The sequence below is a fragment of the Hungatella sp. SL.1.14 genome, from assembly GCF_024460495.1.
GTDB classification, from domain to species: domain Bacteria; phylum Bacillota; class Clostridia; order Lachnospirales; family Lachnospiraceae; genus Hungatella; species Hungatella hathewayi.
This window is the reverse complement of the sequence record NZ_JANFYJ010000001.1, coordinates 115,972-131,859: the sequence shown is the minus strand read 5'-3', so window position 1 is coordinate 131,859 and position 15,888 is coordinate 115,972. Positions and strand designations below refer to the sequence as shown.

The window sequence follows — 15,888 nt, the reverse complement described above, 5'->3', positions numbered from 1 at the left end:
CTCCATCTATTTATGGTAAGATTCATATGCCTCTTTGGCAAACTGAGGACAAAACCATTCATCCACCGGCACAGTTTTCTCCACCTTGCCATCCTGTACATATAAATTCTGAAGCGCATCATACCATTTCGCCGCAGTACCGTCAGTCATCACCTGGTAGCAGTAATCCGCGTCAAACAAATCAATGTTGTTCATCTCCGCTGCAACACCGTCGAGAGGCGCATCAATAAATTCAGCTACATTTTCTGCTGTCTCTTCCGGATGTTCTTTTCGATAATCCATTGCCTTCAGCATGGCCCTTGAAAAGCGCACCATGACATCCGGATGGGCATCCATAAATTTAGGAGTCACCACCCAATGGCCCGGAAACGCAAACTGATCTCTGAAATCACCAATTGAGGCCAGCTTCACAACATTTTCTTCTCCCATGGTTTTTCGAACCTCACTGGTCTGCGGCGGCCAGAGCGTACAGGCGTCCACCTTTTTTGCCACAATCGCCGCCACCATCCCTGCCGCATCCATATTGACGATTTTCACATCATCACGGCTGAGTCCCGCTTTTTCCAATGCCAGCTTTAAGACGGTTTCTCCCGAAGTTCCCGGCGCTGTAGCAATGGTTTTTCCCTTCAAATCTTCCAGAGATGTAATTCCAGACTCCTTATACGTTAAAAGCTCATCCCCATTCCCCAGAAATTCTGTCAGAAACACGTTCACCTGCCTCTGTACGGCCAAAAATGTAGCACCGTGGCCAATATACCCAATGTCCACATCTCCGGCCACCATCGCTGCGATTTCCTGAGGGCCGGCAGTAAACTTAACCGGTTCCACTACGAGTCCTTCTTCTTCAAAAAAGCCGTTTTTTTCCGCAGTAATATAAAGATTATTTCCTCCGAAATTCGGATGATATGCAACTCTGAGCTTTACCGTCTCCGGTTTCGAGGACTCTGTCGTTTCTGCCCCATCCGTCATTTCTGCCGCCGCAGCTTCTGTCTGCTGCCTGGCCTCTGTCGTTATCTCCGGTGCCTTCGTGTCTGTGTTCTGCTTCGGTACTCCCTCTCCTGAACATCCGGCCAATATTCCGCACAGCATCACTGTCAGTAAGCCAACTGGTAATTTTTTCATATTCTTTCCTCCTTCTCCATCTTATCTTTCTCCAGAATAGTTGTAAACCCTTATTTCCGTACTTCCAGAAATTCCCTGTACACCTGTCCCCATACATGAACTTTCAAGTCCAAAAATTCCTTCGTCATCTTCGTTTCCTGCGTTCTTGGATAAGGAATGTTTACTGGAACAATCTCTTTTACCCTTCCGGGCCGGGCGCTCATGATCACCACCCTCTGGGCAAGTATAATCGCTTCCTCCACGTCATGGGTGATGAAAAAACAAGTCTTTTTTTCCTTCTCCCACGTCTCTAATAACTCCGTCTGAAGCTGTGTTCTCGTCTGGGCATCCAGCGCGCCAAAAGGTTCGTCCATCAAAAGAATTTCCGGATTCACCGCGTAGGCTCTGGCAATCGCCACCCGCTGTTTCATCCCCCCTGACAGTTCCTTGGGATAGCTGTCGCCAAATTCCTCCAGACCTACCAGCCGGATATATTTATCTGCAATTGCAGACAGTTCCGGCTCCTTCACCCCTCTTAACTTCAATCCGAATTTCACATTCTTTTTTACAGTCAGCCATGGAAACAACGCATACTGCTGAAAGATAACGCCTCGCTCACTTCCCGGATTTACCACCTCTTTTCCTTTTACACAGACCCGGCCAGATGTAGGTTTTTCCAGACCTGCGATAATATTTAGAAGCGTTGATTTTCCGCAGCCGGAGGGGCCTACGACACAGACAAATTCATTTTCTCCAATCTCCATGTCCACACCATTTAAGGCCACCACTTCGCCGCTCCTGCCCTGATAGATCTTCTCCACATGATCAATCGTTACAATCACGTTGCCTGATGCGTTTCCTGCCATCCTGTCAGCCACCTTTCCAGTATATGAACGATCTTATTGAGCGCCAGACCGATGATTCCGATCACCATAATCCCCATGATAACAACATCCATCCGGAAATACATGCTGGCCTCCTGTATCATTGTTCCCAGCCCCTTACTCGCCCCCGTCAATTCTGATGCGATCAGTGTGGTAAGCCCGGCGGACAGTCCAAGACGTATGGCAGTCAGCACAAATGGAAACGATGCCGGAACCACGACGTGGAAGAAGATATCCCTGTCGTTTGCCCCCAGAACTCTGGCAGCTTTCACCAGTGTGGAATCCACATTTTTGACTCCCTGATAAATCGTAATTACCATGACAAGAAATGTAGCAATGAATATTACCATAATTTTGGACGATTCATCTACGCCGAGTGCTACGATTACAAGCGGTATATAAGCAATAGGCGGAATCGTTCTGATAAACTGTACCACCGGTTCCAGCAAATACTGCACAGTCTTATACCAGCCCATCAGAAAGGCTATGGGAATGGCAGCAGCCAGTCCCAGCAAAAAGCCGGTGATAACCCGGAATAAACTGTAGCCGATATGAACCCAGATAGCTCCGCTCTGCGCCATAGTGATAAACGCCATCAGTGTTTTTTTCGGAGACGCAAACACGGCACCTGCCTCCGATACTGAGATCATCTGCCATACCGCCAGGCATAAAACCAGAGAAATCCAGGACCAGACTCTCTTGTTCTTTATTTTGATCCACTTCATAGCCACTCCTCCTTTAATAGCACGGAGCTATTGCATTCGGTGAACAGACGATGGAAGCATTTGGATGATTTTGCAGCAGTGAGGCTGGAAAACTGGCCGAGACAGTTCCGCAGCAGGCTCGTCTGATTGCCCCGGAATGCCAGTCTCTGAAGCAGTAAACACTGACTTTTTCCGCACACAGCATTTCTTTCATACCGACCGTGACTCCATAAAGCGGAATATCTTCCATTGCTCCATTCACTCCTGTGGAAGCCTTAATCGTCCTGGTGGTCTCGGATATTTTCACGACTCTGGTAGGGAGCTTTGCAAACTCCTCTATGCTTAAATCAGAAGGCTCATTAAACCCCAGATGACCGTTGATGCCAAATCCCGCAAAGCAGATATCCACACCTCCCAAAGCTTCAATTAAATCTGGAATCCGGACCAGCCATTTGGGATCGGGATAGATACGCTGTTCCTCCGGCATCAGCAGACTCTTATCGATTTTGGAATAGAGAACCTGATTCATCTTCCGCCTCAGTGAATGAATATTATCCAGTCCCACCAGATCACCATCGCTGTCCAGCCAGTCATCCATAGTAATTAACCATACCTGTGTTAAACTGATTCTTCTGGTATTGACCAGATCCACGAAAACGGGATACTGTCCGGTCGGTCCGAATGGAATAATAAACACTGTCCGCTTCCCCTGCCGGTTATTTTCCTCAATCTTATCCGTCATCTCCAGTGCCATACGGCTGAATACGGAAGTCTGGTCCTCCAGACATGTGATTGGTATCCTGGAAATCCTTCTCACTTCTGCTGCCGGAATACGATATTCCTCCCATTGCTTCATAAGCTTTCCCCCTCTCTTTTCTTGTCTTTAGCATACCACCTGCCTGTTCTTTCTCACAGTATGATTTTTTTTCATACTTTTTTGACATTATCACTTAAGGGGAATTCCAAGTCTCTCATTTCATCCAAACATTTCTGATATATTTCTGTATAAAATAAAAAACACTCCCTTTCAGGTAAACAGCATTATGATTTCAACTGCCTACCTGGAAGGGAGCATATCAAACGCCATTCCCCTTTTTAACTTACAATTTATCAAGTATTTTCTTAGCATCTCCTGACGTATCATCATACTGAAACATCTCATTTTTCAGTCTCAGTCTCATTTCATTAAGAACTGCATGGTATTCTCCATCATCAACCCTATTTTCCATCTCAAAAGGATCCTTTTCGAGGTCGTACAGTTCATCCATATCCCCACAATGTGCAATATATTTATACTGTTTCCAGCGAAGCATTCTTTGAACAAACTCATATTTATAGCATCCAAAGGTCTCGCACATCAAATGTTCTCTACGCTTTTCCCCAAGAATACTTACTCCATCAGTCGCAAGTAACTCTTCTGCACCTCCCAGCTCCAGCACAGTTTCCACAAGATCCATATTGGTCACAGGACCGTAATCTTTTTCCCCTGCATCCACTCTTTCCGGCCATCGGATAACCAGTGGAACCTTCATTACTTCCTCAACCATCAGCGTATCTTTATTAAACAATCCTCCATGAGACGCCAACTGGTCTCCGTGGTCAGCAGTCAGAATCACTACGGTGTTATCCCGAAGTCCTGCTGCTTCCAGTCGATCCAGAATCCGTTCAAGACCACTGTCCACCACCATGGCATGCTCGTAGCAGACTGCAAGCACACGGCTCATCTCTTCCCAGCTCATGCCCTCCAGACATTTCCAGTGTTCCTTCGTAGAGCGATAGTTTTCCGGCTTGTTTTTATATGTGTCAGAAAAACTGGGCAGTTTTCGCAGGGCAGCAGAATCGATTTTCCCAGCAAATGGATCCGCAGTGTCATAGGGATGATGCGGCCCCCATACATCTACCTTCAGAACAAAAGGCTGACTGTTGCCGCTTTTTTCGTAATCCTCCAGCCATTGGCAGGCCATATCTGCAACAAAGTAGGCTTCATGCCCCTCAATTGGAGTTATCATTCTTCTTGCCGCACTGAATGGACCAAAGGCATACTGATAATGCCGGGTAAGATCGTATCTCTTTCCCACCGTTTCCGGTTCTGTCGCATGCCATAATACTTCCACCTCCGGTTTAGGCAGCCCGTTACGATTTAGATATGCCGCATATTCCTCCGTCTCCAGAGGCCTTCCATAGTAAGGCAGGGACCAGCCCTCAAATCCCAGTTCCTCTGCCGTCTTTGCTCCCCCATACCACTTCCCAAACTGTGCGACCCGGTAGCCCGACTGCTTCATCGCTTCGCCAAACAGTTCCAGGGGACTGTCAAAATCCAGCCGATATTGGTAATGCCTGTTTTCCAGCGGATTAAGAATCATTCCGTGCCGATGCGGATAAACACCGCTTACCATGGAAGCACGGGCCGGTGTACACAGCGGGCAGACCGAATAGGCTTCCTCATATGTTCTTCCTTCTGATACAAGTCGTTCATAGGCCGAAAGCTTTCCCTCGAACTGAGGCTGAAAACGATAGTGGTTTGCAAATATCTGGTGATCTGTCGTCAACCACAATATATTAGGCTTTTTCATCCAACCTGCTCTCCTCCCTAAACCTTTCAATCTGTTTTACCATCCATGCTCCCAAATCTGCACTGTATCTTATGGAAGAAAGAAACATCTCTTCCGGAACCCTTCTTAAATACCACTGAATTTCAAAATTAAATTCTCCATCATATCCAAAATCCGCCAGAGCCCGCAGGACTTCCTCCCAGTCCGTCACTCCCTGATAAGGCAGAATATGGATGTTGTTGATACCCGTCTGGTCAGAGATATGTACAGCCTTCAAGCGATTTCCGAGGCGTTCTACCACCTGTCTCTGATTCAGCCCCATAATACTCCCGTGTTCAAAATCCCAGCAGACTGCCACATTCGAAAGCCCAACTCCATCTATAAGACGGATCAGTTCATCTACTGAAATTGCGTATTTCGCCTCTATGTCCAGGCTGCTGTCCCACATTCCTTCAACAGCCAGACCCACTCCATGCTTCAAAGCAAATTTTCCCCATTTCTTAAAAAAAGCAAGATTAGCCTTTTCAGATTCCAGTTTATCTGGCGAAAAACGTTCCGTATCCACTGTTGACGGATGTAAAACCAGCCATTCAATCCCAAGAATCTCCGCTCCTATAATACATCGCTCCATCAGTCTGTCGTAATAATCCCGGTCAATCGCTGCAGAACAAAAATCATAAATAACTGCATGCCCTAACGGAAATTTCACTCCTTTTTCCTTACCTGTTCTCTTAATCTCCTCCATATAGGACTGCCATCTGTCTGTAAGAAAGTCAGTTTCGGAAGTTACCGCATCATGAAAGCAAAAGTCCAGTATCTGATAACCGGCTTCTGCACACAATCGAATTGCTGTTTTCTGATCGATATTGCTGTCACTCATTCGTTCAAATAAAATATTAGTCGATGTTGATACTTTCATCCCTCGTCCTTTCCAGTCTTTTTGTACAACAATCGCTGTAACTGATCCTTTACCGCAACACATTGTTTAACGTCAAAGACAAAACCGATTAATTGCCTCCACAACTCCGGCAGCACCAGCCGCCGCTGTTACATAGTCTGCGCATTTCTTCGTCTCCGGTTCTGCATTGGCAACAGCCACACCGATTCCGGATATTCGCAGAAAGTCATTATCATTTTCATTGTCACCCACTGTCATGATTTCACTAAGTTCAATCCCCAGATATTCCGCAATCTCACGAAGCCCCGTTGCTTTACTGTAACCTGCTTTCACGATTTCGAGGCCCTGCTGTCCGTAATGCGTTACAGATACCTCTTTCCGCAGAACGCATACCTCATCTTCAAGGTCTCCAATCCGTTCTCTCTCGTCCATAATATTCACCTTATCAACAAGCAGACTCTCCCATTCCGTTTCCTGTATCTTCCTGATCTCGTGGTACGCTCCCCGTTCTCTTCGCTTTCGTTTCACCACCTCTGTTTCCTGTATACAGTACTCCGTTCCTTCCACTGCATACAGTACAGTCATATCCCGTTCAAGCGCCTTGTCAATCATCGGGTGCAGCAGGCCAAGCCTGAATCTGTGGCTTGAAATAACACGCTTTCCATCGTACAAAAGTGTTCCGTTGCAGGCAATTACCGGTGCCTTTACCCCCAGCATTTCCATATAAGGTTCTATTCTGCATGGAAGCCTTCCGCTTGCAAAAGTAAAGTCAATACCGCAGTCAGCAAGCCGTTTTACTGCTTTCGTCAGTATCTCAGGAAATGGTTCCCTTCCTTCAATAATTGTTCCGTCAATATCACTGACCACCAGTTTTATCATTCTCCCGTCTCCCTTTCCTTACAGCAAATGCGGGACAGCCTCTAAAAGCTCTCCCGCACAGCCTCCTGCCTGTCAGTTATTTGCCTCATAATACTCATCCAGCAGATTATTGCAGGAATTCACGATCTGGTCAACCGCTGACTCCACATCAAGTTTTCCCTCGCAAAACTGCAGCATCGCATCCGTAATCGCCGTATCCATGTCATTTCTTACAGGATCCAGCGGTTCCTGTGCATTGGGAGATGAATTCTTCATCTGTTCCAGCGCAATCTTAAAACGAGGATTTTCTTCATAGAATTTTTTCATTTCCGGAAGGTTCTCTGTCTCTACATTTACCGGAATATATCCGGTTCCTGTAGAGAATATATACTGTGCCTCAGGAGAGGAAAAGTACTCGATCACATCCCAGGCCGCTTTAAGCCTGTCCTGATCCCCTCTATCGATCATCATGAGACAGCTGCCTCCAATACTTGCTCCGCTGGTGTCAGATTCTGATACCTTCGGAATCGGTGCCACATTCCAATTGAAGGAACCGTCTACCAGCGATTCTACGGTGCTTAACTTGGAAGACGAAATAAAGTTCATGGCACACACACCCTGTGCAAATTCCTCCGCCTCCTTATTTTTATCCAGAATATATTTCAGTCCACCTGTTTCATTAATTTTCTGCCACTGCTCCAGAAACTTTTTTAAAGTTCCATCTTCTTTGATCGTTACCTTCGTCATATTCCCAGCTCTTCCGCCTTCATGATCACCAAAGAAACAGTTTGGGTTCTGACTGACACAAAAATTCACCAGCTGATACCGTTTTACCTGTGTCTCCAGCCCATAGACCGTCACACTGCCGGATTCATCTTTTTTCGTCAGCGCCGCCGTATAATCAGCCAGATCGTCAAAGGTAACCGGTGCCCCATTTAATCCGGCTTCTTTTAAGGCGTCCTCATTGTAATACAACAATATAGTAGAGTTTGCTACCGGAATTCCAACCATTTCTCCGTTATAAGTACATGCCCGCTGCATACTCGGATAAAAGGTATTCTTCGTGATTTCCGAATCTGGATCATCCAGATATCGCTCCACACTGACAGTCCAGTCCATATCCATCATGGTAGGAATGACAGAAGTCAACGGCCACGTGATATCCGGTGCATTAGCAGTATCCTTTGTTTGATAGGCCAGTTCCAGCTTATCCGTTATCTCGTATCCCTGATAAACCGGATTAACACGGATTCCCACCTCCTTTCCCCGCGTTTCATTATATGTATCTATAACTTTTTGAAATGCCTCTCCCTGTGCACCGCTAAGAACATGCCAGAACGTAACCTCCTGGACACCGTCTTTTTCTGTTTTTGCAGAACTCCGAGCACTATCTCTCCCACTGCCACAAGCTGTAAGATTCATTGCCAATAAAGCTGCCATAGCGGCTGCCGCCGTCATTCTTAACTGTTTTCTCATCGTATTTTCCTCCTGTCATTAATTCTCTCGTTTAGTAAATTCACACCTCACAATGTGAACTCCTTTCCAGAACCGTGCGTGCGGCTTTCCCGCACACGGCTCTTCATAATAACTTTTACAGGTTTGTCTGCTATTCTTTCTAATTTCGTTTCCATTTATCCTTCCGTCCCTGAGTACGGTACATGTGTCCTTAAAAAGAGCGTTATTATGTACCCGCCTTCCCTCCGCCGGCATTACCCGGTTTCTTCGGTACTATGCGTGGTATCCGACTGCCTGCCGTCCATTTGATTTCCTTCTTTTTATCGTTGTACATCATACTTGTAAGTTCTACAAGAGACAACAGGCTCTCCCCAGTTGACTGGATAGTCATAGTGAAACATGATTGGCCCTCGGACCCCGCCAGAGCCACGACACACTCGCGCTATCGCGTGCCGTGATGCTGCCTTCCGCATGGCTAAACTGCGTCGGCCTCTGAGACTTTGTAAAATTTCGGGGCTCAATAGCATTGCAACCCTGCTTCCTTGCTGTCTACGCTTAGCCCTGCCTGTTACCAGACAACACTCAAGACTCGCTAACGGCGGCTCGCTACGCTTTGCCGTGCGGGTGTTCCACCCGCTAAACTATCCGCCCTTTTCTGGGCGCACTTAACCTTTCACCGACCCTGCCATAATACCGCCTACTACACGCCGCTGGAACAATACAAACACAAGGACGGATGGAATCAGAATGATCACAGAAGCTGCCATAACGGTTCCATAGGGACTGGAATCCACGGTATTAAGCATTGTAATAGCCACCTGTGCCGTCCTCATTTCATCTACGTTGGTAACCATGAGCGGCCATAGATATGTATTCCACGTTCCTACGAAACTGGAGATAAAAACCGTTGTAATAATTGGTTTCGACGAAGGAAGCAGAATATTAGAATAAAATCGAAAATTTCCGCACCCGTCTATCATGGCCGCCTCTTTTAAATCCCTGGAGTAAGACATAAAATTCTGCCGCATGATGTAAATATTCATGGGAAGCACAAAAAACACCACCATCATACCGAGATATGTATTCAGCAGATGCATTCCTGCTACTGTAAAATAGTTTTGAATCAGAAGTACATCCGTAGGAATAATCAATGCTGTCAGTACCAAAAAAAACAATACATTTTTACCTTTGAAATCAAAGAAGGCAAAACTGAATGCTGCAAGACTCGAAGTGATAATTCGCACCACACTCGAAACAAATGCAACTAAAAAGGAATTCAACATAAAGCGGAAGATATTAGTCTGCTTTACCGTTGTCACATAATTGCCGGTATACAATCGTTCAGGAAGCAGATGAAGTTCTCTGTTCATAACCTCTGACGGCCTCATAAAAGAGATGCTGACAGCATATAGGATTGGTGCTGCAATCATAATGCCCAGCAGCAGACAGACAAACTGATACACAATATCCTTTACCGCTTTTTTCCTCCTTATGGAGTTGGCAACTGTTCTGTTCATCAGTTGTAGGACACCTTCTTTCTCTCAAGGATCTGGCTCAAAGCCAGCATAAACGCAGACATAAAGAAACCTACAGTAGTAGCCGCAAATGCTGAATTGTAATTGCGTCCCCGAATTGCTTTGGCATAAATGTAAGAGACTATTGTTTCTGTGGCCCCATTTGGTCCCCCTTCCGTCAGGATCAGGGTAAAACTGGCTGTTGTCATCGCGTGGGCGATATCAGACACAAGCAGAAACATAATGGTCGGTGCAATCAGCGGTATAATAATTTTTGAAAACAATTTCCAGCCTTTCGCGCCATCCATTGTAGCCCCTTCCAGAATTTCTTCCGAAATTCCACGCAGAGCAGATAAGAAAAATATAAAATTATAGCCGATATTAGCCCATATCTGAATAATGATCAGGCTCAGCAACGCCGTCTTCGAATCAGTCAGCCAGCTGACATTAAGTCCTGTCATCTGATTAACGATACCCAGAGATGGATTATAGGCCAGTTGGAAAATCATAGCTACAACAGAGGCTGATACTGCCATGGGCAGTGCAAACAGAGCCTCGTATACCATCGAAAAACGTTTCTTTTTTCTCGCCAAAAGCGCCAGCCCGAATCCGATCGCCATAGAAACAGGTACGGTTGCCATAACATAAATCAGTGTATTCAGGATCGCCTTGATAAATTTTTCATCACCGAAAACCTTGATATAGTTTTCCAGACCGCAAAATTCTTTTATTGCCCTGTATTTGTCTACTACAAACAAACTCAGATAGACATTTTTGAAAAAAGGATAATACGTAAACATCATGAGTAAAACCAAGGCGGGTATCAGATAAAGATATGGCTCTGTTTTTTTGAATGTTTTATGAATCATGCGCTTCCCCCATAGCTGTACCTTATAAACTGGCCAGTTTCGTGAATAAATCGTACATTAGCCTGTCTCTGTTAATGCTGTATACATAACGAATAAAATGTCTTCTTTTATCCTCCGCATAATAATGATCATACTCCATAATCGGGCTTGGCTCCAATCGGTCCAGCATAAATTCCGAATTTAGAAGCCAGGCTACCGCCGTCACATCTGAAATTGGTCTCGACCAGCACCGCTCTCCGCTGACAATCTCAGCTTCATGCCTGGTTCGTTCTATAATATAGTCACAGAACTTATTTTTTCCTTTCAGCCAATGGTCCAACTCCGGACCAGTCGTAGTAAAATGATCCACCACACCACGTCCCGGCAGCAGTACTAAAGGAACTCCGCTCCCCAGTAATACTCTGGCAGCCGCCACGTCCTGTTTTGCATTAAAGGAATGGTTGTCGTGCCAGTCAAATCCCAGACCTCCCAGCCAGACCACAAACGCACGATCTTTCAGGCTGGGATCAAGGAGCAGCGCGGATGCGATGTTGGTGCATGCCGCAATGCCAACTATATATAACGGATTCTCCTTTGTATACCCTTGGGAAAGTCTTATTAAGTGTTCCACAGATTCTGATCGTACCGGTATGTCTTCATTTTCCAAAAATCGATCTGCTCCCCGGTATACACAGGAACCGTACTCTTCCTTTCTTCCCATCAGCTCCAATACATGAAATATCTCGTTATAGCTCCTCTCCATCCCGTCGCCAGGTCCCTGGGAATGATGATTGTCAAATGGCGCCGCATAGATTGCTTTTAAGTTTAATTGATCGGCAGAGCCTATTAAGTATGCGAGCGCATACTGATCATCGACTTCATTATATGTATCTGTATCTAATACTACATCAACCTGTTTTTCTGGCCGCTTTAAACGCGAAATACTATCTGCCATACTTTGAAGATCAATATCATCTCCGAATGCAAAATTAAATGGATTTGGTATCATACCTGAACTCTCCTATTTTTGTTATTAAAAATATTTGTGCGCACTTATTTTTAAATAACCAATTATTATATTTTTAGTGTAACATCATAGGATTATTTTGTCAATATTTTTTGTTTTCAAAAATTATTTTTGGCATATTTTACTAAATCAAACTTTTTACACAAATAAAGATCCCATATGAAAGCGAAATCTGTGATCCGAACACTTCCATATGAAATCTTTCTCTTTTCTCAAGGTTTAACCTTCGGTCAGACCTCGACTATTGTCAGGCTGCTGCCATCTAATACGTTTTTCTTTTCTGAATCAAATCGAATTCCTGTAACCAGATAATCAAATTCGGTCAGATGCGCCACTTCCATCACTGCACTTTCCGGATACTTACTGCTGTCCAAAAGAAGAATTGTCTGGTCTGCACACTCCATCGCCGTCTTTTGGAATATCCTGTCATTTTCATAATAGGCTGAAACTAAAAGTCTTTCCCCAAGAGCGGCGCCACTTAAGACAGCCTTATTGACACAAAATTTTTTCATAAAATCTATAGTTAAAGGGCCTCTGGCCAGCTGTTCAGAACTGCTCATACGGCCACCCAAAAAAAAGAATTTAGAGCACAGTTCCCCCATCTCCAAAATGCTTGCAATGTGAAAAGAGTTTGTCACAATCGTCAGTGTCTTCAGCAGATTCTTTTCCTCTGCCATAGCACTGCATAAAGCTGAAACCGTAGTACTTCCCTCAAGTATCAGGGAGTCTCCCATATCAATCAGATTGACAGCAGCCCTGCCTATATCGATCTTTTCCTGATTTCTAATTTTTTCCCGGGCTAGATACGGAACACTTCCGTCTGTATCCCCTGCCAGCGCAGCTCCTCCGTGTATCCGAACGATTTCTCCGGCCGCAGCCAGTTCTGTTAGATCCTTGCGGATTGTTTCCGGAGTCACGGTAAGCTGTTCTGCCAGTTCCAACACGGTTGCGATGGGCACCATCGTTAATATGTCCAGTATTTTCTGTCTTCTTTCTTCCTGTTTCATCTTAACACCTCCCTAAATCTGATTATTTTAAATTATAACCGACCCTACTTTATTTGTATATCAGAATTTTCAGCCTGTCCCAAAAAAAGCAGCAGATGTCAGGTTCTGAGAACCATATACACCTACTGCTTTTTTACTGACTGCCTGTTACTTTTTATCCTTGGGAACCATCGCTTCCATTCCACCCATATATGGTCTCAGCACTTCCGGAATCCTCACACTACCATCAGCCTGCAGGTTATTCTCCAAAAATGCAATCAGCATTCTCGGCGGAGCCACGACCGTGTTGTTTAATGTGTGAGCGAAATACTTTCTTCCGTTCTCTCCGTTAACGCGGATTTTCAGTCTTCTCGCCTGAGCGTCGCCTAAGTTGGAGCAGCTTCCCACTTCAAAATACTTCTTCTGACGCGGAGACCATGCCTCCACATCCACAGACTTCACCTTCAAGTCGGCAAGATCGCCGGAGCAGCACTCCAGAGTTCTTACCGGAATATCCAGGGAACGGAATAAATCGACGGTATTCTGCCACAGCTTATCGTACCATTCCATGCTCTCTTCCGGCTTACATACAACGATCATTTCCTGCTTCTCGAACTGGTGGATGCGGTAAACGCCCCGCTCCTCCAGACCGTGAGCGCCCTTCTCCTTGCGGAAGCACGGAGAATAGCTGGTAAGCGTCTTCGGAAGGGATTCCTCCGGAATAATCGTATCGATAAACTTACCGATCATGGAATGCTCGCTGGTACCGATCAGATATAAATCCTCGCCCTCGATCTTGTACATCATGGCATCCATCTCAGCAAAACTCATAACACCGGTCACTACCTCGCTGCGGATCATAAAAGGCGGTACGCAGTACGTAAAGCCGCGGTTGATCATGAAATCACGAGCATAGGAGATTACAGAGGAATGAAGTCTTGCAATATCGCCCATCAGATAGTAAAAACCGTTTCCAGCCACTTTTCTGGCGCTGTCCAAATCGATTCCGTCGAAGCGCTCCATAATATCCGTATGGTACGGCACCTCGAAATCCGGCACAACCGGCTCACCGTATCTTTGCACTTCCACATTCTCGCTGTCATCTTTTCCGATCGGTACGCTGGGATCGATGATATTCGGGATGGTCATCATGATCTTTTTGATCTTTTCATCCAGTTCCCGTTCCTTCTCTTCCAGTTCTGCCAAATGGTCGGAAGCCGCTGTTACCTGTTTCTTAAGTTCTTCGGCCTCCTCTTTCTTTCCCTGGCCCATCAGCCCGCCAATCTGCTTGGAAAGTTTATTGCGTTCCGCTCTGAGCGCATCGCCTTCCTGCTTTGCGGCGCGGTTTAACTCGTCCAGTTCTATGACTTCATCCACCAGCGGCAGCTTGCTATCCTGAAATTTATTCCTGATGTTCTGTTTTACTGCCTCAGGATTTTCTCTTACAAACTTTAAATCTAACATGGTATTCCTCCTGGTTTCTCTTCCATTTTTGGTATGTTGGTGCCCAATATGGTAATCTGCCGTTGATTATACTACAAATTAAAGGCAAAGAAAAGCCCCTTATTTCCATTTTATCAATTCCGCCAGCACTTCCTCGAAGCATACTCCGTTTTGTACCGGAACATCCAACTCCTCGGATTTTAGGATGCAGCGTTTGACAAAATGCGCCGCTTTCTTCGCCGCATCGGTAAGGGACGAGCCTTTTACCGCCTCCGCCGCCACAATTGCGGAAAAGACATCTCCTGTGCCGGGCCGTTCCCGGCCGACCCTCAGTGACCGGCAAAATGCAGCTTCCCGGTCCCGTACTGCGATGACATTCGTTAAATACGCACCTTCCTTGACGCCTGTTATAACGACTCCGGAAGGCCCCATCTTAAGGATTTCCTCCGCCATGGCCAGAAGGTCCGCTCTGTGCCACCCTTCTTCCCGGTACTCTCTGCCGGTCAGGATACAGGCCTCGGTCAGATTCGGCGTAATGAGATCCCCCAGACCTGCCAGTTCCTTCATACGGCTGCACATGGCCGGCGTGTATGTCTGATACGCCTTTCCGTGATCCCCCATAATCGGATCGATCACCACCAGCGTATCCTTTCCCTTAAACCGGCGAATCGCAGACATGACGATCCCAATCTGTGCTTCTGAACCGAGAAAGCCGCTGAAAATGCCGTCAAACTCCAGCCCCAGCTCCGTCCATTTTTCCAGGTAGGGCTCCATCTTTTCCGTATAATCGTCGAAAAAATACACCGGGAATCCGGTATGATTGGATAAAATGGAAGTGGGCACCGGACAGCACTGTACCTTGAGCGCCGATAAAATGGGAATAGCCACTGTCAGCGAACAGCGGCCATATCCTGATAAATCATTGATTACTGCAATTTTTTTCTGATGTCTTTCTGATGTCATATCCGTAAAACTCCTAACATTATTTTGCCTGCGGCTCTGCAGTTAAGATCTCATAAGCCCCATTCCTGACCGGATAAGCGCGCTTCTCAGCGGCATGTAGATAACGACAGAGGCAATCGTTGAAGTCACCGCATTGATGGTGGTCGATGTGACATTCCACACAAGCGCCAGCTCCGCAGCCGGTTTCCCCAGAATCAGCAGCTTGTAGTAGTATCCCACAAGCGGGTCGAAAATAACATTAAAAAGCAGTCCGCCCGCTGAGGCGATCAGAACCCATTTCAAAATATGCTTCTGGTCATGGGATTCATTGATCTTCCCAAGCCTGTGGGCAAGGAACCCGGTAATCAGTCCGATACACAGCTTCAGGATAAATGTCTTGGGCGCATAGACCACATAGATGGGATCAAGCAGATCGCCAATCGTCATACCGATGGCCCCGCCCAGGCCGCCGTATACGCCGCCCAGCAAAAGCGCTCCCAGTACACAGACCGCATTCCCCAAATGAATGGACGTAGCGTCGCCTCCCGGAAGCGTAATTTTAAACTGCAGGAACGTGAAAACAACGTACGACATGGCCGCAAATAATCCCGTCATGGCAATTTTACTGATTTTACTGTCTGTTCTGTTCATTTCTTTTTCCTCCCTTGGTGCCAAA

At 46.1% G+C, this 15,888-nt stretch carries 15 protein-coding genes; all 15 read right to left on the bottom strand.

From position 1 onward, the window contains the following. Positions 1 to 6: 6 nt before the first annotated feature. Entirely contained in the window at positions 7 to 1,122 is a 1,116-nt protein-coding gene (locus tag NE473_RS00615; protein WP_055648843.1) for an ABC transporter substrate-binding protein, read from the bottom strand. Positions 1,123 to 1,172: 50 nt separating this feature from the next. Continuing rightward, positions 1,173 to 1,967 (bottom strand): ABC transporter ATP-binding protein, encoded by a 795-nt coding sequence (locus tag NE473_RS00610; RefSeq protein ID WP_022033244.1) that lies wholly within the window; start codon positions 1,965 to 1,967, stop codon positions 1,173 to 1,175. Continuing rightward, positions 1,940 to 2,710 carry an ABC transporter permease gene (locus NE473_RS00605; RefSeq protein WP_022033243.1) on the bottom strand — a complete coding sequence of 257 codons (771 nt, stop codon included), beginning with the start codon at positions 2,708 to 2,710 and terminating at the stop codon, positions 1,940 to 1,942. Before NE473_RS00605 ends, NE473_RS00610 begins: the two co-directional genes overlap by 28 nt. Before the next feature lie 13 nt (positions 2,711 to 2,723). Then, positions 2,724 to 3,545 carry a sugar phosphate isomerase family gene (locus NE473_RS00600; RefSeq protein ID WP_055648842.1) on the bottom strand — a complete coding sequence of 274 codons (822 nt, stop codon included), beginning with the start codon at positions 3,543 to 3,545 and terminating at the stop codon, positions 2,724 to 2,726. Between the two features lie 244 nt (positions 3,546 to 3,789). Then, entirely contained in the window at positions 3,790 to 5,262 is a 1,473-nt protein-coding gene (locus NE473_RS00595; protein ID WP_055648841.1) for a sulfatase-like hydrolase/transferase, read from the bottom strand. Beyond that, on the bottom strand, positions 5,249 to 6,160 hold the full coding sequence (locus NE473_RS00590) for a sugar phosphate isomerase/epimerase family protein (protein ID WP_055648840.1): 912 nt from the start codon (positions 6,158 to 6,160) through the stop codon (positions 5,249 to 5,251). The genes NE473_RS00595 and NE473_RS00590 overlap by 14 nt, the downstream gene beginning before the upstream one ends. Positions 6,161 to 6,232: 72 nt before the next feature. Next, a complete protein-coding gene (locus NE473_RS00585; protein WP_055648839.1) occupies positions 6,233 to 7,018 on the bottom strand; it encodes an HAD family hydrolase in 786 nt (261 codons plus the stop codon). A gap of 72 nt (positions 7,019 to 7,090) precedes the next feature. Next, a complete protein-coding gene (locus NE473_RS00580) occupies positions 7,091 to 8,473 on the bottom strand; it encodes an extracellular solute-binding protein (RefSeq protein ID WP_055648838.1) in 1,383 nt (460 codons plus the stop codon). Positions 8,474 to 9,117: 644 nt separating this feature from the next. Beyond that, positions 9,118 to 9,969, bottom strand: coding sequence for a carbohydrate ABC transporter permease (locus NE473_RS00575; RefSeq protein WP_055648837.1), 852 nt, complete (start codon positions 9,967 to 9,969; stop codon positions 9,118 to 9,120). Continuing rightward, the gene (locus NE473_RS00570) at positions 9,969 to 10,835 is read right to left on the bottom strand and encodes a carbohydrate ABC transporter permease (RefSeq protein WP_055648836.1); all 867 of its coding nucleotides are present in this window, start codon (positions 10,833 to 10,835) and stop codon (positions 9,969 to 9,971) included. The genes NE473_RS00575 and NE473_RS00570 overlap by 1 nt, the downstream gene beginning before the upstream one ends. A 22-nt stretch (positions 10,836 to 10,857) precedes the next feature. Further along, positions 10,858 to 11,823: a nucleoside hydrolase gene (locus tag NE473_RS00565; RefSeq protein ID WP_172682226.1), complete on the bottom strand. Its 966-nt coding sequence runs from the start codon at positions 11,821 to 11,823 to the stop codon at positions 10,858 to 10,860. Positions 11,824 to 12,071: 248 nt separating this feature from the next. Then, complete coding sequence (locus NE473_RS00560; protein WP_055648835.1) at positions 12,072 to 12,848, bottom strand: DeoR/GlpR family DNA-binding transcription regulator; 777 nt, start codon at positions 12,846 to 12,848, stop codon at positions 12,072 to 12,074. Between the two features lie 147 nt (positions 12,849 to 12,995). Continuing rightward, the gene (gene serS / locus NE473_RS00555; RefSeq protein ID WP_055648834.1) at positions 12,996 to 14,291 is read right to left on the bottom strand and encodes a serine--tRNA ligase; all 1,296 of its coding nucleotides are present in this window, start codon (positions 14,289 to 14,291) and stop codon (positions 12,996 to 12,998) included. A gap of 99 nt (positions 14,292 to 14,390) precedes the next feature. Continuing rightward, a complete protein-coding gene (locus NE473_RS00550) occupies positions 14,391 to 15,233 on the bottom strand; it encodes a pyridoxamine kinase (protein WP_055648833.1) in 843 nt (280 codons plus the stop codon). Positions 15,234 to 15,275: 42 nt separating this feature from the next. Then, complete coding sequence (locus NE473_RS00545; RefSeq protein WP_039892700.1) at positions 15,276 to 15,863, bottom strand: ECF transporter S component; 588 nt, start codon at positions 15,861 to 15,863, stop codon at positions 15,276 to 15,278. Between the last annotated feature and the right edge of the window lie 25 nt (positions 15,864 to 15,888).